We start from the raw sequence: 20242 nt of genomic DNA, 5'->3' as shown, positions 1-20242 counted from the left end.
TTCCTATGTATATTGACCGCACAAAAAAACTAAAAATAGGGATAAAAACTTGTGTATCCGGCTAATTTTACTCAAAATAAATTGATATGAAGTATTTAGTCAATCGAATAACCACCTTAGGAGTAGGCGTGTCGAAATACCCACTAGCTTGTTTTCTCTGCCTAACTGCGGCACTACCAGTGGCACACGCAGCGAACCTTCGCCTTAATATTGAAGGGCTTGAAGGCCAACTTAATCAAAACGTGCGAGTACAACTTTCTAATATATCTCAAGATGAAGTTGTACCCAATGGTCGTTTTCGAGCCCGTGTTGAGAAAGCAATTCAAGAAGGTTTAAAGCCTTTAGGTTATTATCAACCTTCCGTTGAGTTTAGTTATGAAGAAAAAACCCCGCCTGCTCGTTCTGTATTGACTGCTAAAGTAACTCCTGGAGAACCCATTTTATTGAGAGGGGTGACAGTTGAATTACAAGGTGGTGCAAAAACCGACCCTGACTATGAAAAGATGGTTAAAAAATACACACCAAAACTGGGTATTATCCAAAATGATGGTGAATATGAAGATTTCAAAGGTCGTTTTAGCAGCCTAGCTATTCGTAAAGGTTATTTTGATGCAATGATGGAGAAAAGCCAATTAGGTATTTCTCTTGACCACCATGCTGCTTATTGGGATTTTGATTTTAATAGTGGGGAGCGTTATCGCTTTGGCGCCATTTCTTATCAAGGGTCGCAAATTCGTGAAGATTATTTGAATAATCTCGCTCCGTTTAAAAAAGGGGAATATTACACCTCCGAACAACTCGCTGAGTTTAACCGTCGGTTAGCAGAAACTGGCTGGTTCTCTTCTGCGATTGTCACTCCGGACATCACAAAAGCGCGTGAGGCGGATTCCGATGTGTTACCTATGGAGGGTGTGATGGTCCCCCGCGCCAAAAACTTTATTGAACTTGGTGGCGGTTATGCAACTGATGTCGGCCCGCGCGTTAAAGCGACATGGAATAAACCTTGGGTCAATTCAAGGGGGCAAAGTTTTACATCAAGTATCAGCCTTTCTCAACCAGAGCAATTGATTGACGCTAGTTATAAAATTCCATTAAAAGCCAATCCTTTAGAGCAATACTATGCCGTTCAAGGCGGTTTTAAACGCACCGATTTAAATGATACACAATCAAATACTACGACTTTAAACGTATCTCGTAACTGGGACTACTCTTCCGGTTGGCAATATGGCGTGAATATGCGTTGGATGCTGAGTAACTTTACCCAAGCTGATGTCACTAATACGACAATGCTATTGTATCCAGGGGCTTATGTTAGTCGCATTCGTCAACGTGGTGGTGTGATGCCAAGTTGGGGGGATAGCCAACGTTATTCAATTGATTATTCGAATAAAATTTGGGGTTCAGATATCGACTTTGCTGTATTGCAAGCTAAAAATGTATGGATAAGAACCCCATGGGAGGGGCACCGTTTTGTGGTACGAGGTAATATAGGTTGGATTGAAACCAATGATTTTGACAAAGTCCCGCCAGACTTGCGTTTCTTCGCTGGTGGTGATGGTAGTGTACGTGGATATGGATATCAAAAAATCTCCCCAGAAGACAGTAAAGGTAAACTGACAGGGGCATCTAAGCTGGCTGTTGGCTCTGTTGAATACCAATATAATTTCACCGGTAATTGGTGGGGCGCCACTTTTATTGATAGCGGCGAAGCAGTAAATGATATTAAAAAGAGTGATTTTAAAACTGGCGCAGGTATAGGTGTTCGCTGGGTTTCTCCAGTAGGACCGATTAAATTTGACCTTGCAACACCAATCGGTGATTCAAATAACGACAAAATACAATTTTATATCGGTTTGGGGACTGAATTATGAGGTGGTTGAAATGGCTAAAATGGATAAGTCTTTCCATTTTATTAATTCTAGTTCTTATTATTGCGGCATTAAGTTGGGTAATTGGCACCCAATCCGGTCTTCATTTTGCTTTAAATTCAGCGACTCGCTTTGTTCCTGAATTAACGATTGATAAAATAGATGGTGATATCAGTAATTTAACGTTGACTGGCGTGAAGTATCAAATGCCAGGCATTGATGTTAATGCAGGGGAATTACATTTAGCATTACGCCTAGGCTGCCTGAAAAGCCGTGAATTATGTATTGATAACCTTAGCACTGATAATGTAATGGTAAATGTTGATACGGCGCAGTTACCGCCATCAGAAGAAGCACCTGCTTCAGAGCCACTAACTGAACTCAAAGCACCGCTAACCATTCGTTTAAACCAGCTTTCGTTAGTTTCAACTCACGTCAATGTTGATGGTATGGATATTGATTTAGCTAAATTTACCACAGGGGTAACGTGGGAAGATAAAGCTATCACAATTATTCCGACAGATATTATTGACTTGGCAATTCATTTACCTGAAACGCAACAAGATCAGGCGACGGAAGACAAACAACCCGACCCTGTACCGATTAACGAGCAAAAATCGTTAGCAGATGAACTAAAAGAATTGTTCTCAAAACCGCTACTGGCTGAATTACCTGAAATAATTTTACCTGTTAATTTAAATGTTGAGGGGATTAATGCATCGAACTTTCAATTAACTGGTGGGGCTGACGTTAAGATTAACCAATTACATCTTAGCTTGTCTAATGAGGGGCAGCAGGTACTGGTTAAACAGTTAAAAGTTGATGCGCCACAAGGTAATGTGGCTTTATCTGGAACAGCAATGTTGAAAGATAAGTGGCCAGTATCTTTATCAATATTGGGAGAGAGCCGTTTAGAGGATTTAGATGGGCAAAAAATAGATTTGTCTTTAAAGGGCGGCTTAATTGATGAACTAAAATTGGCATTGAATCTGCAAGGCCCAATTAATGCGACGTTAGATGCAGAAACTGACTTATCACAAGCGGATTTGCCAATTTTATTAACACTAAAAAGCGATAAGCTGACATGGCCTTTAGTCGGTGATGCACAGTACCAGTTAGATGGCACACGCCTACGTTTAAATGGCCGCCCATCCGCTTATGATATGTCTTTGCGTTCTGCTATTACTGGGCAAGATCTTCCTCCATCAACCTTACTCTTAGACGCCAAAGGTAATGAAGAGCAAATTAACCTTACGCGTTTACGCTTATCCGCTTTACAAGGGAATGCGGACATCACAGGGGTGGCTGACTGGAGTAAAGCAATCAGTTGGAATGCGGTGCTAACCTTGTCAGGTATCAATACCGCTAAACAATATCCCGAGTGGCCAGCGAAGGTCGATGGTAAAATTGTTACGCGCGGTAGCCTATACGGTGGGAGCTGGCAATTGCAAGTCCCTGAAATTATGCTGGATGGTAATGTAAAAAATAACTTACTGAAAGCGCGTGGGCAGGCAAAAGGCAATGCAGCCGGTCAGTGGGACATCCCTAATTTTAATTTAGCACTAGGCAAAAATAATATTGATGTAAAAGGGACGCTTGCTGATAAATGGAATCTTGATGCAAAAATTAACGCACCTGGGCTCAATGGTCTACTACCCGGTTTAGGGGGGGTGATTGTTGGTGATGTGAAATTACGGGGTAATTTGCAAACGCCAGAAGCGTTAATTGACTTAACCGCTCGCGGTGTGAAATGGCAAAATGATCTCGCTATTGATAACGTGGTTATTAAGGGTAATGTTGCTACTGGTGAGCAGATAAAAGGCGATTTATCCGTTGTCTTACGCCAATTAAAGCAAGGTGATCTGGTCATTAGTAACCTGAATCTTGACGCGAAAGGTAGTGAAAAGCAGCATACACTGAAGCTGAATGTTAAAGGTGAACCTGTCTCAGGGCAGTTATCACTCGCAGGGAGCTTTGACCGCCAAACAGAAGTGTGGAAAGGTAACCTGACCAATACGTTATTTGATACTGTTGTCGGTGAGTGGCGCTTGAATCAAGCCATGTCACTTAATTACGCTAATCAAACGCAAGAAGTGACAATTGGTCGTCATTGCTGGGTAAATCCAGATGCGCGTTTATGTGTGCCAAAACCAATTAAAGCAGGTAAAAGCGGCAGTGCTGACATTGTATTAGAACGCTTTGACTTAGCAATGATTAAACCGTTTATGCCTAAAGATACACGTGTTAGTGGTGTCTTTAGTGGCAAAGCAAATGCCATTTGGAAAGACGATGGCAGTATGCCGCAAGTGAAGTTAGATTTACGTGGCAATGACGTTAAAGCAACACAGTTTGTTGAAGGGACGCGTTTACCTATCGCATTTGATACCTTAACGTTAAGTGCAGGGCTCAAAAATGGTAAGGCAGACGTTAATTGGTTGTTTGGTTTGCAGAATAACGGCCAGATGCGCGGCAATATTCAAATTTCAGATATTGAAAAACGCCGTCTGTTAGCGGGTAATGTAGAAATCAATTCGATTACTTTAGATTTAATTAAACCGCTGCTTGGTCAAAAAGAAGTGGCTAATGGCCGCTTGAGTGCCAATTTACGGCTAGGGGGCTCAGCAAATAACCCATTATTAAATGGTAATTTATCGCTTTCTAGCTTAGAAGTTCGCTCAGCGATGATCCCATTTGATATTAAAAGTGGTCATTTAGGTATTAATTTTAATGGCACTAGCTCTGTGATGAATGGGCAAATCAATACACCGGAAGGTTATTTGAATATCGATGGTGATGCTGATTGGCGTAACATTGATGCGTGGCGAGCTAAAATAATGGCGCGTGGTAATAACTTACGGGTTTCTCTGCCACCAATGATTAAGATTGATGTACAGCCGGATATTGTGTTTGATGCATCGTCATCCTTATTAACCTTGAATGGTTCTGTGACAATCCCTTGGGCAAGAATTACTGTTCAGGAATTACCTGAATCTGCGGTTAGCGCATCATCTGATGTGGTTATGCTAGATAGTGATTTAAAACCAATAGAAGAAAAAGCGCCATCAATCCCAATTCAAACCAATCTAGATATTAAAATTGGTAATGATGTTCGGTTAGATGCGTTTGGTTTGAAAGCTCGTTTGACTGGCTTGTTGAAAGTTATTCAAAATAAGCATGGCCTCAGTTTGAATGGTCAAGTTGATATTCCTGCAGGGCGTTTCCGCGCTTATGGGCAAGACTTAATCGTCCGCAAAGGCCAAATACAGTTCTCTGGCCCTGCCGATCAGCCATTCTTAAATTTAGAAGCTATCCGTAACCCAGATAACACTGCTGATGATGTTATTGCGGGTGTTAAGGTAACAGGGCTTGCAGATAAGCCGAAGGTAGAAATATTCTCTGAACCTGCCAAAACGCAACAAGAAGCACTCTCTTATCTGTTAAGAGGGGAAGGGTTAGATAGTGGTGATGCAAATGGTTCACAAATGACATCAATGCTTATTGGCCTTGGTGTTGCACAAAGTGGGCAATTAGTTGGCAAGATTGGTGAAACATTTGGGGTATCTGATTTGGCTGTTGATACCCAAGGTGTGGGGGATAGCTCCCAAGTTGTGGTGAGTGGTAAGATCACTAATGATTTACAAGTGAAGTATGGTGTTGGTATCTTTGACTCATTGGCGACGTTAACGTTACGTTATCGATTGATGCCAAAACTGTATTTAGAAGCGGTGTCTGGTGTTAACCAGGCCTTGGATCTCCTTTACCAATTTGAGTTTTAGATTATGCGTGTAATTGTTTATGGCAGCTTAAGGCAAAAGCAAGGTAATCATCACTGGATGACTTATGCTCAACTGTTAGGGGAGCATAAGCTAGAAGGCTATGAACTGTATGATCTTGGGTTTTATCCTGCGGTGGTTAAGGGGGATGGGGTGATAGAGTGCGAGGTATATCGTATTAACCCATCTATCTTAACAGAGCTAGATGAGCTAAAGAAAAACTCCCAAGATTATGCGAGGGAGCTAATTTCGACGCCATATGGCAACGCTTGGATTTATCTATATAAACATTCTGTTGATGGTCTGCGCCGCATAAAAAGTGGTGACTGGCTTAAACGTAATGAAGAAGAATAAACGTTTAGCCATTTAGGCTTTGTAGTTTGTTAATAAAATAAAAAAGCTCTGGTATTTACCAGAGCTTTTAACAATCAATGACCCTAAGGGAAAATTATTTTTTTGCAGCGCGTTCGAAAGAAGAAATAATTTCTGCTTTAGCGGCTTCTACGTTATCCCAACCGTCAACTTTAACCCATTTACCTTTTTCTAAATCTTTGTAGTGTTCAAAGAAATGGGTAATTTGTGCTTTCAGTAGTTCAGGGATATCGTTCACATCTTTAATGTGGTCGTATTCTTTGCTTAATTTAGTGTGTGGAACAGCAACTAATTTAGCGTCTTCACCTGATTCGTCAGTCATTTTTAAAACCCCAACTGGGCGACAACGAATAACTGAACCCGGCTGTAATGGGTATGGAGTAGGGACTAACACATCAACTGGGTCGCCATCTAAAGACAGAGTATTGTTGATGTAACCGTAGTTGCATGGATAGAACATTGCTGTTGACATAAAACGGTCTACAAACAGCGCGCCAGATTCTTTATCAACTTCATATTTGATAGGGTCTGCGTTAGCTGGAATTTCGATGATAACGTAGATATCTTCTGGCAGATCTTTACCTGCCGGTACATTGTTCAGGCCCATTTAAGTGTATCCTTTGTGTGAATAATGAATTTACCTGCTGACTTTTAAGCTGCTGGTGGAAACGGTATTAATGACTTATTTCCATGCAAGTTAAATCTCAGGGTAGATAACGTGGGGACATTATAGCCGTAAAAGGGGGGAAAACTCACTAGTTGGAGAAAAAAAGGGGCAAAAAAGGCGGGAAGCCCCGCCTATTAGCTAGTTATATGAATTATTCGGTGTCAGGGAACTCACGCATGAATGATTCTGCTTTCTCCACCATTGACTCTGTTCCTACGAAGAAAGGAGCACGTTGGTGTAATTCACTAGGGATAATATCCAGGATGCGGTTAGCGCCATCGCTTGCTTTACCGCCGGCTTGTTCAGCTAAGAATGCAATAGGGTTGCACTCATACAGAAGACGCAGTTTACCATTTGGATGGCTTGCTGTACTTGGGTAAATATAAATCCCCCCTTTAAGCAAGTTACGGTGGAAGTCTGCGACTAAAGAGCCAATATAGCGGGTGGTATAAGGACGGTTTGTCGCTTTATCTTCTTCTTGGCAGTATTTAATGTACTTTTTAACACCCATTGGGAACTTGATGTAGTTACCTTCGTTGATAGAGTACATTTTACCTTCTGATGGGAACATGACTTTCTCATGAGAAAGGCAGAAAACACCTAAAGAAGGATCGTAGGTAAATGCATGGACGCCAACGCCAGTGGTGTATACCAACATAGTAGAAGAACCGTAAACAACATAACCGGCAGCAACTTGGCGATGACCTGGCTGTAGAAAATCCGCTTCAGTAACTGGTTGCCCAATTGGTGTAATACGGTGATAAATTGAGAAAATTGTCCCAACGGAAACGTTTACATCGATATTTGAAGAACCATCTAATGGGTCCATTAAAACGACATACTTTGCGTTTTCAGCACGATCTCCTTCGAAAATGACAATTTCGTCTTCTTCTTCAGAGGCGATACCGGCAACTTCTCCGCGGGCTTTTAAAGCCGCTTTCAGTTTTTCGTTTGCATACAGGTCTAGCTTCATCTGGACTTCGCCTTGAATATTCGAAACACCATTGGTGCCAAGAATATCTACCAGCCCAGCCTTGTTAATATCACGATGGATAATTTTAGCGCCCAGTTTGATTGCTGATAGTAATGATGTCAGCTCACCTGTTGCATGAGGAAAATCTTGTTGCTTTTCGACGATGAATTCGCCTAATGTTTTCATGACGAAGGTCCTGAATAAAATTGACAAAGGTTTTGCGGGGTATTGTACCCTCGCGCGCAGAGAGTTTAACTAAATAAAAAAAAGATTAATAGGTTAATGCATTTATAAACCTGCTATTGATGGGTAGAATAGTGACAAACCTCATGCTAATTGGATGAAAAAGAATGCACATACATATTTTAGGTATATGCGGTACCTTTATGGGTAGCTTAGCAATATTGGCTCGTTCTCTAGGCCATAAAGTCACGGGCTCTGATGCAAATGTGTATCCACCAATGAGCACTTTGCTTGAAAATCAAGGCATTGAACTCATTCAAGGTTATGACCCTTCACAACTCGACCCAGTACCGGATATGGTGGTTATTGGTAACGCCATGACGCGTGGTAACCCTTGTGTTGAAGCTGTATTAGAAAGAGGCTTACCTTACACTTCAGGTCCTCAGTGGCTACATGACCATGTATTACCAGAACGCTGGGTGCTCGCGGTGGCAGGGACGCATGGAAAAACCACTACCGCGGGTATGTTAGCGTGGGTGTTAGAAGATTGTGGTTATAAGCCTGGTTTCCTAATTGGTGGTGTCCCCGGTAACTTTGATGTGTCGGCAAAAATAGGGGAAAGCCCATTTTTTGTTATTGAGGCAGATGAATATGATTGTGCATTTTTTGATAAGCGTTCTAAATTTGTTCATTACAGCCCGAGAACGTTAGTCCTGAATAACCTTGAATTTGACCATGCGGATATTTTCGAAAGCCTTGAGGCGATACAAAAGCAATTCCACCATCTGGTTCGTATCATTCCAGCCAGCGGCAAAATTTTCACACCAGATAATGACAATCACTTAAAACAAGTCATTGGTATGGGCTGTTGGAGTGAACAGGAGCTTGTTGGTGGTGAGCATGGTGAGTGGCAGGCAGTAAAATTGAATCATGATGGTAGCCATTTCGAGGTTTACTATCAACAAGAGAAAGTGGGTGAAGTCACTTGGTCACAAGTGGGCAATCACAATATTCAAAATGCATTGATGGCGATAGCCGCTGCACATCATGTCGGCGTCCCCGCCAAGGAAGCTTGCCTTGCTTTGGATAAGTTTATCAATGCACGTCGGCGGTTAGAGCTGCGTGGTGTTGAGAATGGTGTGAGTGTTTATGATGATTTTGCTCATCACCCAACCGCTATCTTGGCAACATTAGAAGCATTACGTAGCAAAGTGGGGGGGACTTCACGCATTATCGCCGTACTCGAACCTCGTTCGAACACCATGAAAATGGGGATTAACAAAAATGATATTGCGCCAGCCTTAGGCCGTGCAGATGAAGTCTTTTTATTCCAACCTGCTAATATTCCGTGGATGGTAACGGATATTGCAGAGAAATGCGTGCAACCTGCTCGTTGGAGCGCTGATATTGACGCTTTGACAAATATGGTCATTGAGACGGCTCAACCTGGCGACTATATTCTCGTGATGAGCAATGGCGGGTTTGGTGGCATTCATGGCAAATTGCTTGCGGGTTTAAAGGCTAAAGCCGAAATAGAATTAGATGAGTAATGGTTTAAACCGTATTTATCTGTAAATAAGCCCCCTATCATAGTTTGTGAGATAGGGGCTTTTGGTTAATACTAACCTTCGTTAAAACCCTATTTCTTGCCGCCATTGTTGAACGCCGCGCATACTACGTTCATATTTCCTTAGCGGTGCCATAACAGTATTAAAAAACTGAAAATAGCCTTCACATAACTTGTTTTTCCCCATCGAATTGATATGCGCTGGGCATCCGCCTTGGCAAACCGCTTTTACCGTACAAGATTGGCATTCTCTGCGGGTGCTTTTATTTTGCCCAAAAGGTAGTTCTATAGAATTGAGGACGAGTTCACTCAAAGGTGTTTGTTCTAAGATGTTCCCAATGTGATGGCTACTATTTATTTGGTGGTCACAGGCAAATATTTGCCCTTGAGCTTCCATGACCAAGTTAGTACCACAGCGTTCTGAGTGGACACAAGTCTGGCTAACATGGGTAAAATACTGGCTGTAAACGTGCTCAATGTTCATCACATGTACATTGCCAACGTGGCGTTGAGATTTCCAGTGTAAATAGATATCAGTTAAAAATTTTCCCCAATTAGGAGCCGTCAATGTAAATTGATGTTCAAGCGCACTACCTTCGGTCATTAATGGTTGGAATTGAATAAATTTTACACCAAGCTGAATAAAGTGCTCATAGATGGTTTGTGCTTGATTGGCTACGGCATCATGTACAACCGTCAAGATGTTGAATTCAATATCAAACTCTTGTAGAAGCCTTATGCCCTTTAGGACGGCGTTGTAACTACCTTGCTGGCCTTTTTTGTCTAAACGATAGCGGTCATGTATTTCTTTTGGTCCATCTAAACTCACACCAATAATAAAATTATGCTGCTTTAAAAAGCGGCACCATGCAGGGGTGAGCAAGGTACCATTGGTTTGTAGACTATTAGAGATTTTCACATGCTTTGGTGCATATTTTTGCTGCAAATCAATGGCCTTTTTATAAAAATCTAACCCAGCAAGTAGGGGCTCTCCACCTTGCCACACAAAATTAATTTCTTTGCTGTAGGTTGGTTGAGAAGCAATATAATTACGGATAAAAGGTTCTAACATCTCTTTTATCATGGGTTTAGGTCTAGGTAATTGGTCTTCTGGATAATAACAATAATCACATTTCAGGTTACAACCCGCCCCAACAGGTTTAAGCAAAATATGAAAAGGGACAACCGCCCTTGTGGGCGGTGAAAACGAAGAAAGGCTATCATAAAAGGCGATTTTCATATTATTCCCCTGATTGATTCACTGAGGGAATAATACGTTTATGCGTTTTGGGGTCGATACCAATATAGTTACCTGTTTTTTCATCATAACCAATATAATCAATGGCTTCTCCTTTGGCTTCAATCACCATGCCAGTTTTAGCAAATTGTTCATATTGCTGACGAAGTTTCTCAAGGATCTTCGGATGTTGTGTTGCAACGTTTTGCGTTTCTAGCGGATCATTTTTTAAATTAAACAACTCCCATGGCGCCATTTCTGCTTTTGCCGAGTTTGGAACAAGGCGGCGTAGTTTCCAATCACCTTCAACCAAGGCTGCCTGATTATGTAATTCCATGGCAAATGAATAGCGGGTTTTAACGGGGATATCTTGGGTAAAATGTTGTTTAAAGCTAACTCCTCTAATGGGGACTGGGTTGATATTTTTAATTTTTTTATTGGGGTCAATATTGGCAAATTCATATAAGGTTGGCGCGATGTCATAAACGGCCATAGGGGTATTATCAATACTACCCGCTTTATGGATACCAAGGCCTTTGATAATGAAATTGGTATTAATGCCACCCTGTGCGCTAGTAGTTTTATGGTAATTGGCATACGGAGCATTGCTAACATTAGCCCAATGAGGGCCTGCTGAAATAAATGAATTTTTACGACCTAAGTTTTCGTAGCTATTATCAAATTGCGTCCAAAATGCAGGGTCGCCCTCGTAATAAAAGCCTTGAGCAGGGTTAGCTCCATTATCAGTGGCAAAAATAATGATGGTGTTTTTATCTCGCCCAGTTTCTTTTAGCGTCTGGAATACATTGCCAATTTGCTCATCCATATTAGCTATCATGGCGGCGTAGACTTGCATGGTTTTAGCGGCATAGCGTTTTTCTTCGGGGGTGAGTTGTTCCCATTCTTTATCTAAATCAAGGTGAGGCATCGGCGTTTTATCTGTAATAATCCCGATTTCTTTTAATCGGTTGATTCTCTGCCGGTAAATTTTCCCATAGCCTTCATCATATTGACCGTCAAAACGCTGGGTCCAGTCATCTGGTGCTTGTAGGGGGTCATGGGGAGCCGTGAAGGCTAAATAAGCAAAAATGGGCTGTTCACTGGGTGTTTCTTTGATCCATTTTTCAAGTTGTTGTGCATAAGCTTCGCTGGAGTAAAAATTCGCAGGTAAAGCGGTTTTCTTACCATTTAACGTGTAATAGGTATGGAAACTTTCAACGGTACCAAGAGGAACTGCATCATCAAAATGGCTAGTGCCACCTCCCATAAAGGCAAAAGCTTGGTTAAAACCCCTATCGGTTGGCTTGGAGCCAGAACTGTAGCCTAAGTGCCATTTCCCTGACATCAGTGTGTTATAGCCAGCATCTTGGAAACGCTCGGCCATGGTAACAACGCGATCAGTTAGCCGTAATTCATAGCCTGGTTCACCGACTGTATTTTCGTACCACCACATTCCACCGATACCAGCTTGCTGATTGGTGGCGCCAGTGAGTAGCATGGAGCGTGCAGGTGCAGACATCGGTGAGGTGTAATACTGGCTCATTCTGACACCTTGTTCTGCCATTGTTTGTAAATTAGGTGTCGGGATCTCACCGCCAAAAGGACTGATATCGGAATACCCCATATCGTCGGCGATAATGATTAAAATATTAGGTTTTTCAAGGGGGGCGCTGTAAGCAAAGTTTGATATTGCACTGCTTAATGCAACGGCTAATAGTGTTTTTTTGATCATTCCATGGCCTCAATTGTTAATAAATTGTTTCATTAACATTAGATATTGTTGCTATGGATGACTATCGTTCTTTGGAATTATATCTATGGTATAAATGAAAGCTTAATTAACACTCAAGGAAGGCATAGAAATAGGGCATTGTGTGACAGCTAAGCTCAACGTGATTGGGGCATTCATTTCTTTTTTGAGACTGCCCATATAACAATCTAATGAATCTGTAAAAAGATGGAATAAGCAACCTACAGCGACAGCCTTGAGCTTCCATGAAGGCATAAATAATAACACCACATAAGCAATAGCAGCCCAAAGGGAATGAAGAGGATGAAAGCCAATACCGCAACGCTCAGGGTCGAAAATTGGATCTGCTAATAGGTGGTCTAAATCGATAGCCATAGTCGCTATCATGATTAACGCTGCGATCTTCCAATTTTTTCGCCAAAATAAATAAGCAAATAGAATTGGCATCAAAAAATGGAAACCATAATGTACGAGGTTACGGAAAATGTCGAATAACACAGCGAAGTCCCAAAGCAGTTAGGGGGCAGAAAAAATAGAGGGAAATAAGACTTCCCTCTTCATATCAATGAATATCGATAAAATTATAATTCTTGTTCAAACAACGCTAAGATAGCTTCATACAGTTCTTGCGTTGTGAAGTTATTTGCAGGTGTAGAGAAAATCGTGTCATCTCCCGCGATACTGCCTAAAATCCCCTCCGCTTTCCCCAAAGAGTCTAGTAAACGTGCAATAAGTTGTGCGGCACCTGGGCTAGTTCTAATGACGACAACTGAAGGGTTATAGTCAATATCCAACACCAAATTTTTGAGAGGGCTGGTAGCAGTAGGAACACCGGGCTCTGTCGGTAGGCAATACACCATTTCCATTTTTGCATTACGGGTGCGAACCGCACCAAATTTTGTCAGCATTCTGGAAATTTTTGATTGATTGATGTTTTCGAAGCCTTCTTCTTGGAGAGCTGTGACAATTTCAGCTTGTGAGCTGAATTTCTCTTCTTTCAATAGGGCTTTAAAAGCCTTAACCAAGTCTTCTTGTTTAGACGGAGTGCGCATAATTAACCCATTCTTCGGCATTAAACTGAGTTGTATTATCCGTAAAAGTGCATTTTTATGCAACAAAATTGCGTTATGATGATTTTATAAACAGTATTCAATGTGCCCTTGAGTTAAAGAGCCATGGAGAGGTTAATGATAAACATTAATTTATCTTGTTTGCCCATAGTTAAGCGTCAGCATAATAGGCTAATGAACTTACGCAATAAATATTGTAAAATTGTTGTTAATAAAAATGATTTTGTTTGAATAATAAACAGTAAAAACAACTTATTGTGCGAAAATCAATAGTAAGAAAAACTATTTGTTAAAAAAGTGCCCGTTATCTCATTAACAGATAAGGAATTTGTTTAGAATACTGGCAATTAGTAGACAAGTTCTCTAGCGTTAAACTCTCTCTCTATCTGTTAACAAATTGTTTTTTATACGTAATGTGTTAAGTGTATAACAAATAAAGTGATATCTTTTTAAAGTACAAATTAAGGAGTTTCAGAATGAAAGTTGCAGTCCTAGGTGCAGCAGGTGGTATCGGTCAGGCTCTAGCCCTTCTTCTCAAAAACCAGCTCCCAGCAGGTTCAGAACTCTCCCTCTACGACATCGCACCAGTAACGCCAGGTGTTGCTGCTGACTTAAGCCACATCCCTACTGATGTTAAAGTAACAGGTTTTGCTGGTGAAGATGCAAAACCGGCGCTAAAAGGTGCAGATATTGTTCTTATTTCAGCGGGTGTTGCGCGTAAACCAGGCATGGATCGCTCTGACCTGTTTAATATTAACGCGGGTATTGTTCGTAATCTGGTCCAACAAATCGCTGAAACTTGCCCGAAAGCGTTAATTGGTATTATTACTAACCCTGTGAATACTACAGTTGCAATTGCAGCAGAAGTACTGAAAAAAGCAGGTGTTTACGACAAGAATCGTTTATTCGGTGTGACAACACTGGATATTATTCGTTCTAATACTTTTGTTGCTGAATTAAAAGGCAAAAATGTCAATGACATCGAAGTTCCTGTAATCGGCGGTCACTCAGGTGTGACAATTCTTCCTTTATTATCACAAATTGAAGGTGTTAGCTTCACTGACGAAGAAGTTGCAGCTCTGACTAAGCGTATCCAAAATGCAGGTACAGAAGTTGTTGAAGCTAAAGCCGGTGGCGGGTCAGCGACTCTGTCTATGGGCCAAGCAGCAGCACGCTTAGGCTTATCTTTAATTCGCGGCCTACAAGGCGAAAGCAATATTGTTGAATGTGTTTACACCGAAGGTGATGGTGAGCACGCACGCTTCTTCGCACAACCAGTTGTTTTAGGTAAAAATGGTATCGAAAAACACTTACCAGTGGGTAAATTAAGTGCGTTTGAAGAAAATGCGCTAAAAGAAATGTTAAGTGTATTAAAAGCAGACATTGAGTTAGGCGAAAAATTTATTAACGGCTAATGCCAATTAATTTTTTCTAACTAAAAAAAGGTTGAGTTCAAGTCTATAGAACTCAACCTTTTTATTTTTGTCACACCACGCCACGGTATTCTTCACCTCATGTACTGACTCCAATGAAGATCTATGAGTACTTATTTCCCATAGTAATGGATGCAAAATAGACGCCAGCCAATATTGTATAGGGGCTAATTGTTTTACTCATTTATAATCGATGATGTAAGCAAGTGGTTTTTGGCTGCTTAATGATATGGGGCATCTTATTGTTAGTTAATGGGCTGTAGGGGAAATATTGAGATTGCAAATCGAGTGAAGAAATATAGATGACTTAATATAACGCCCCATCAATAAGGTTTTTGGGTTTAGATAAAAATTGTCTCAACTTAATCAATTAGTATTAATCAGTTAGTATAAGAATATAAAGCCACCGATAATAACTCATAACAATGGCTTTATATTCATTATTTTTTTAGCTTTCTACTTGTGTTTTATCTCTGACTTTCCTTTCTAATAAGTTCCCCGAGATAGGGTCATAATACCGACTAGGCCAAATTTCAGAAGGATGGATACCTAAAAAATTGGCAATGATCCATTCCCCTTTAGGCCAAGGGCGTGATAGTGCATTCGCTAACGTAGAAGAGCTAAGACCTGCCTCTCTAGAAATAGCGGCCAGAGTTGTTCCACGCTTACGTAAAGCGGCGATGATGTCTGCTGGATGCCAGTCCGACTTCCGTAAAATCATTTTTTAGTCCTTTTTTCGCTCAGAATAATGTAGAGTTAATGGTACGAGTAACGGGAAACTGTGATACATTCAGTACAAACTCCCTGTTATTGGAAATAAAATAACAGAAATTTCCCAAAATAATTTCCAGTTTTTTCTAAAAACTTCATTTTATGAAACTGTCGGGGTTTTTGTGAAACTAAATAGAAAGTCAGTGTTAATAATTGTGAATTAGGATAAAACTTTGAAATTAAAACTAACTCTTTCGAGTTAGTAGTGGAAATGGCGTATTTAATGTTATCCGTTACTTGTATTAGTAATATATATAAATTACTCAATAAAATTAGTTAAATTATTAGCGAGTAAATCATTTAATTATCTGTTATTAAAAGAAATTAGAATACTAATAACAAATATTATTTGTATATTATTATTTGTAGTTATAAATAAAATGAATGAGTTAATGTTTTTAAGAAAATATAGATAGTTTTCAGCAACTAGAAATAAATTGTCATCATGACTAGGAGGGTCAGCATGTACAAGGAATGGCTAACTGCAAAGGAGTTGGTTGGGTTGCAAGGGCTTCCCATGACGACTCAAGGCATTAATGCGATGGCAAGGCGAGAAAATTGGGTCAGCCGTAAAAGGCGGGGGATTCAAGGAAAAGCGTTGGAATATCATATTAGTTCTTTGCCTATCGATATTTTTGAAAGCCAGTTTGTGAATGAAACTTCTGCACCTTATCAAGTCAAACGAAATGATAATTCGTTTATTTGGCAGGAGGCATATAACCAGCTTTCTAACGAGGAGCGTGACATTATTTTGACATTCATTATGCGTGAAGGGGCTTTAGCACTAATCGATTTAATTAATAATAAATAGTTTACAAATACTTAAGATGCAAATAATTAGTATATAAAAATAATATTATATTGAGTCTAAAATTTTTTTAACAGTTGACGATTTGGTAAAGCTGCAACAGCAGGTTTCATAATATAAGCGTGAAAGTGAAAATATGAAAAAATTGTGGTTCACTGCAAAAGAATTAGCAGGGCTAGAAGGTCTCCCTACATCGCCTCAGGGGGTAAACCTAATGGCAAGACGAGAAAGCTGGAAGCATCGTCGCAAACGGGGCGTTCAAGGTAAGGCTGTTGAATATTATGTAGAGAGCTTACCTGATGAAATTCAAGGGCAACTCAGTTTATGTGAGCCATCGGTGACTTACCAAAGCCAAAGAATAGATGCACTGCAAATTTGGTCAGAAGCCTATTACCAATTGACGGAGGCTGAACGCAATAAAATTGTCAAATATATCTTGCGTTACGGCTTATCATCACTTCTTGCTCAAATTGGTGAAGAAGAGAAAGAGGAAAAATAACTCCTCTTTCTCGCATCGCATGAGTGAATCTTAGGAATGGCGTTGTATGGCAATGTGCGCTAGGCCAATTAATGCTTCTTTATAGATAGAATCATCAATAACATCTAGCATATCAATGGCTTTTTGTGCCTCTTCTTGTGCGCGGGCATAGGTATACTCAAGGGAGCCACAACGTTTCATCGTTGCGAGGACGGTATCTAATAAGTGGCGTCCATTGCCTTGCTCGATCGCTTGGCGGATCAAAGCAGATTCTTCTTCATTACCATGTTGCATGGCGTGAAGAAGAGGGAGCGTTGGTTTACCCTCATCAAGATCGTCACCTGTATTTTTACCTAATTGCGCATTATCTGCATCGTAATCCAAAAGATCATCAATGAGTTGAAATGCCGTACCAATATAACGACCATAATCTTGCAAGGCTTTTTCTTGCTCTGGCGTCGCATTGGCTAAAATAGCAGAAGCATGAGCTGCAGCTTCAAATAAACGCGCCGTTTTACTGTAGATCACTTGCATGTAGTTTTCTTCAGTAATATTGGGATCGTTACAGTTCATCAACTGTAATACTTCCCCTTCGGCGATCACATTAGTCGCTTCAGACATCAGCTTTAACACCCGCATTGAATCAAGATCTGTCATCATCTGGAAGGATCGAGTGTAAATAAAATCACCGACAAGAACACTTGCCGCATTACCAAAAACGGCATTAGCGGTTTGTTTTCCACGACGCATATCGGATTCATCGACAACATCATCATGCAATAACGTTGCGGTATGAATGAACTCGATCAAGGCTGCGACTTGGGTATGCTTATGACCAGAATAGCCGAGTGCTCGCCCTGCAAGCACAGCGATCATTGGCCGGATCCTTTTGCCACCACCACTGACAATGTAATAACCAAGTTGGTTAATTAGCGCAACATCTGAATTCAATTGACTGAGAATAGCCTCGTTTACCGCAGACATATCTTCAGTTGTTAGTTCAATAATAGATTCTAAATTCATCGTAATTTATTCATATTATTAGTTTTTGGTTCATTCCCTGAATAAAAAATCGGGAGACCGATATAACAGTTATGGTATTAGCATAACATTATTAATAATAAGATTATCAGGTGTGATGCAAAAAATGTTTAAATAAGTAACAATTGAAGCAATAAGCGTGAAATCAATGCTCAAAAACGGTTATTGAGAAAAAAGTCGTATTTTTTGTCATCTAACCGCATTATAGGCTTGTGTTCTGATGCTTTTTTGCGTAGAATTCGCGCCCTATTGTGAATATTTTATAGCGTGCTCTGGAATTGAGATATTTAACGGGTACGCGGAAAGCGGAGTTAATATGTACGCGGTTTTCCAAAGTGGTGGTAAACAACACCGAGTTAGCGAAGGTCAAACTGTCCGCCTAGAAAAGCTGGACATCGCAACAGGTGAAACTGTTGAATTTGATCAAGTTCTGATGGTTGCTAATGGCGATGAGATCCAAATCGGCGCTCCTGTCGTTGAAGGCGTTAAAGTGAAAGCGGAAGTTGTTGCACACGGCCGTGGCGAAAAAGTAAAAATCGTCAAGTTTCGTCGTCGTAAACATAGCCGTAAACAACAGGGTCATCGTCAGTGGTTCACTGATGTTAAGATCACTGTCATCGCTTAAGATTTAGGAGAGCAGATTAATGGCACACAAAAAGGCTGGTGGTTCGACTCGTAACGGTCGTGACTCAGAAGCAAAACGTTTAGGTGTTAAACGTTTTGGTGGTGAAGCTGTATTAGCAGGTAGCATCATCGTTCGTCAACGTGGTACTAAGTTCCACGCAGGTAACAACGTAGGTTGTGGCCGTGACCACACTCTATTCGCATTAGCGGATGGTAAAGTTAAATTTGAAGTTAAAGGTCCAAACAATCGTAAATTTATCAGCATCGAAGCTGAATAAGTTTTCTGATCTTTAATTCAGAATTAAAGCCCTGCAAAAAACTTTTGCGGGGCTTTTTATATTCAGGCATTTTGTTTCTAATGAAGTGCACTCGTATTAAAAAATACGCCATCTCTGAGTAAAACAGCCATCCAGCGTTATATGGCTCAGAAACGGAGAGAGAATTATGAAATTTGTAGATGAAGCCAAAATATTAGTCGTGGCAGGAGATGGTGGCAATGGTTGTGTCAGCTTCCGCCGTGAAAAATACATTCCGAAAGGGGGACCTGACGGAGGTGATGGTGGTGATGGTGGTGATGTTTACTTGCAAGCAGATGAAAACCTCAACACCCTGATCGACTATCGCTTTGAAAAATCATTTCGTGCAGAACGTGGGCAAAATGGTCAAAGTCGTGAGTGTACCGGTAAGCGTGGTCAAGATATCACGGTTAAAGTCCCTGTAGGAACGCGTGTACGCGATTTAGGCACTAATGAAATCCTTTGTGACATGACCCGCCATGAACAGCGCCATATGGTTGCTAAAGGCGGCTTTCATGGCCTTGGGAATACACGTTTTAAATCTTCAGTAAATCGAGCTCCACGTCAACGCACTATGGGGACGAAGGGCGAAACTCGCGAAATACTGTTAGAACTGATGCTATTAGCTGACGTAGGCATGTTGGGTATGCCAAACGCAGGTAAATCAACATTTATACGTTCTGTATCAGCCGCTAAGCCAAAAGTAGCTGATTATCCATTCACAACTTTAGTGCCAAGCCTAGGTGTGGTGCGTATGGATAACGAACAAAGTTTTGTGGTCGCGGATATTCCTGGGTTGATCGAAGGCGCTGCGGAAGGAGCAGGTCTTGGGATCCAATTCCTGAAACACTTAGAACGTTGTCGTGTTTTATTACACTTGATCGACATCTGTCCTATTGATGAATCAGATCCTGTCGAAAATGCCAAGATCATCATCAGTGAACTAGAAAAATACAGTGAAAAACTGGCTGCGAAGCCTCGCTGGTTAGTCTTTAATAAGATCGATATCTTAGGTGAAGAAGAATCCGCACAACGCGCAGCAGAAATTGCTAAAGCAATGGGTTGGGAAGATAAATATTACATGATATCAGCAGTTAACCATGAAGGTGTAAAAGCACTTTGTTGGGACATCATGGAATTTATGAATACTCAGCCACGCGATATGGCAACCACTGAAGATGCTCCGCAACCAGAAAAAGTCGAGTTCATGTGGGATGATTATCACAAAGAACAGCTTTCTGGCGCTGAAGATATTGATGATGACTGGGATGACGATTGGGATGAAGATGACGACGAAGGCGTCGAAATCATTTACCAGAAATAGTTATCGT

Annotated in this window: 18 protein-coding genes; 10 read left to right on the top strand and 8 right to left on the bottom strand. The window is 40.9% G+C overall.

From position 1 onward, the window contains the following. Window positions 1-128 precede the first annotated feature (128 nt). Genes ABE954_RS20280 through ABE954_RS20270 form a run of 3 tightly spaced genes read left to right on the top strand, consistent with a single transcriptional unit; the run spans window position 129 to window position 5995 of the window. Window positions 129-1871 carry an autotransporter assembly complex family protein gene (locus ABE954_RS20280; RefSeq protein WP_166686942.1) on the top strand — a complete coding sequence of 581 codons (1743 nt, stop codon included), beginning with the start codon at window positions 129-131 and terminating at the stop codon, window positions 1869-1871. Beyond that, complete coding sequence (locus ABE954_RS20275; protein WP_371025674.1) at window positions 1868-5644, top strand: translocation/assembly module TamB domain-containing protein; 3777 nt, start codon at window positions 1868-1870, stop codon at window positions 5642-5644. Before ABE954_RS20280 ends, ABE954_RS20275 begins: the two co-directional genes overlap by 4 nt. Window positions 5645-5647: 3 nt before the next feature. Next, entirely contained in the window at window positions 5648-5995 is a 348-nt protein-coding gene (locus ABE954_RS20270; RefSeq protein WP_042845772.1) for a gamma-glutamylcyclotransferase, read from the top strand. Between the two features lie 94 nt (window positions 5996-6089). Here ABE954_RS20270 and ppa read toward each other — a convergent pair whose 3' ends face one another. Together ppa and fbp are read right to left on the bottom strand one after the other, a co-directional pair. Then, window positions 6090-6620, bottom strand: coding sequence for an inorganic diphosphatase (gene ppa, locus ABE954_RS20265; protein WP_042845770.1), 531 nt, complete (start codon window positions 6618-6620; stop codon window positions 6090-6092). A gap of 211 nt (window positions 6621-6831) precedes the next feature. Next, window positions 6832-7839, bottom strand: a complete 1008-nt coding sequence (fbp, locus tag ABE954_RS20260; protein WP_042845769.1) for a class 1 fructose-bisphosphatase — start codon at window positions 7837-7839, stop codon at window positions 6832-6834. A 164-nt stretch (window positions 7840-8003) separates the two neighbouring features. Here fbp and mpl point away from each other — a divergent pair, with 164 nt between their 5' ends. Beyond that, entirely contained in the window at window positions 8004-9386 is a 1383-nt protein-coding gene (mpl, locus tag ABE954_RS20255; protein ID WP_371025673.1) for a UDP-N-acetylmuramate:L-alanyl-gamma-D-glutamyl-meso-diaminopimelate ligase, read from the top strand. Between the two features lie 81 nt (window positions 9387-9467). Here the strand turns inward: mpl and ABE954_RS20250 are convergent, their stop codons facing one another. From ABE954_RS20250 to argR, 4 genes are all read right to left on the bottom strand, one after another. Beyond that, a complete protein-coding gene (locus ABE954_RS20250; RefSeq protein WP_048605828.1) occupies window positions 9468-10643 on the bottom strand; it encodes an anaerobic sulfatase maturase in 1176 nt (391 codons plus the stop codon). Window position 10644: 1 nt separating this feature from the next. After that, entirely contained in the window at window positions 10645-12369 is a 1725-nt protein-coding gene (locus ABE954_RS20245) for an arylsulfatase (RefSeq protein ID WP_071548887.1), read from the bottom strand. 105 nt (window positions 12370-12474) lie between these two features. After that, window positions 12475-12888, bottom strand: coding sequence for a DUF6122 family protein (locus tag ABE954_RS20240; RefSeq protein ID WP_048605829.1), 414 nt, complete (start codon window positions 12886-12888; stop codon window positions 12475-12477). Window positions 12889-12971: 83 nt separating this feature from the next. Continuing rightward, entirely contained in the window at window positions 12972-13442 is a 471-nt protein-coding gene (argR, locus tag ABE954_RS20235) for a transcriptional regulator ArgR (protein WP_042845763.1), read from the bottom strand. Window positions 13443-13936: 494 nt separating this feature from the next. Here argR and mdh point away from each other — a divergent pair, with 494 nt between their 5' ends. Then, window positions 13937-14875: a malate dehydrogenase gene (gene mdh / locus ABE954_RS20230; protein WP_042845761.1), complete on the top strand. Its 939-nt coding sequence runs from the start codon at window positions 13937-13939 to the stop codon at window positions 14873-14875. 466 nt (window positions 14876-15341) lie between these two features. On the opposite strand, the gene ABE954_RS20225 is transcribed toward mdh, so the two are convergent. Continuing rightward, a complete protein-coding gene (locus ABE954_RS20225) occupies window positions 15342-15614 on the bottom strand; it encodes a helix-turn-helix transcriptional regulator (protein WP_042845755.1) in 273 nt (90 codons plus the stop codon). A gap of 513 nt (window positions 15615-16127) precedes the next feature. Here ABE954_RS20225 and ABE954_RS20220 point away from each other — a divergent pair. Both ABE954_RS20220 and ABE954_RS20215 read left to right on the top strand, forming a co-directional pair. Then, complete coding sequence (locus ABE954_RS20220; RefSeq protein WP_042845753.1) at window positions 16128-16475, top strand: DNA-binding protein; 348 nt, start codon at window positions 16128-16130, stop codon at window positions 16473-16475. Window positions 16476-16608: 133 nt separating this feature from the next. Continuing rightward, window positions 16609-16971 carry a DNA-binding protein gene (locus ABE954_RS20215; RefSeq protein WP_166686945.1) on the top strand — a complete coding sequence of 121 codons (363 nt, stop codon included), beginning with the start codon at window positions 16609-16611 and terminating at the stop codon, window positions 16969-16971. Between the two features lie 30 nt (window positions 16972-17001). On the opposite strand, the gene ispB is transcribed toward ABE954_RS20215, so the two are convergent. Next, window positions 17002-17973 (bottom strand): octaprenyl diphosphate synthase, encoded by a 972-nt coding sequence (ispB, locus tag ABE954_RS20210; protein ID WP_042845751.1) that lies wholly within the window; start codon window positions 17971-17973, stop codon window positions 17002-17004. A 334-nt stretch (window positions 17974-18307) separates the two neighbouring features. On the opposite strand from ispB, the gene rplU reads away from it, so the two are divergent. From rplU to cgtA, 3 genes are all read left to right on the top strand, one after another. Continuing rightward, the gene (gene rplU / locus ABE954_RS20205; protein ID WP_004905925.1) at window positions 18308-18616 is read left to right on the top strand and encodes a 50S ribosomal protein L21; all 309 of its coding nucleotides are present in this window, start codon (window positions 18308-18310) and stop codon (window positions 18614-18616) included. A gap of 19 nt (window positions 18617-18635) precedes the next feature. Further along, on the top strand, window positions 18636-18893 hold the full coding sequence (rpmA, locus tag ABE954_RS20200; RefSeq protein WP_004905922.1) for a 50S ribosomal protein L27: 258 nt from the start codon (window positions 18636-18638) through the stop codon (window positions 18891-18893). Between the two features lie 166 nt (window positions 18894-19059). After that, window positions 19060-20235 carry an Obg family GTPase CgtA gene (cgtA, locus tag ABE954_RS20195; RefSeq protein ID WP_042845750.1) on the top strand — a complete coding sequence of 392 codons (1176 nt, stop codon included), beginning with the start codon at window positions 19060-19062 and terminating at the stop codon, window positions 20233-20235. Window positions 20236-20242: the final 7 nt, after the last annotated feature.

Source organism: Providencia sp. TYF-12, assembly GCF_041344805.1.
Lineage (GTDB): Bacteria > Pseudomonadota > Gammaproteobacteria > Enterobacterales > Enterobacteriaceae > Providencia > Providencia huashanensis.
The sequence above is the reverse complement of the archived record's forward strand: the minus strand, read 5'-3'. Positions and strand labels throughout refer to the sequence as shown.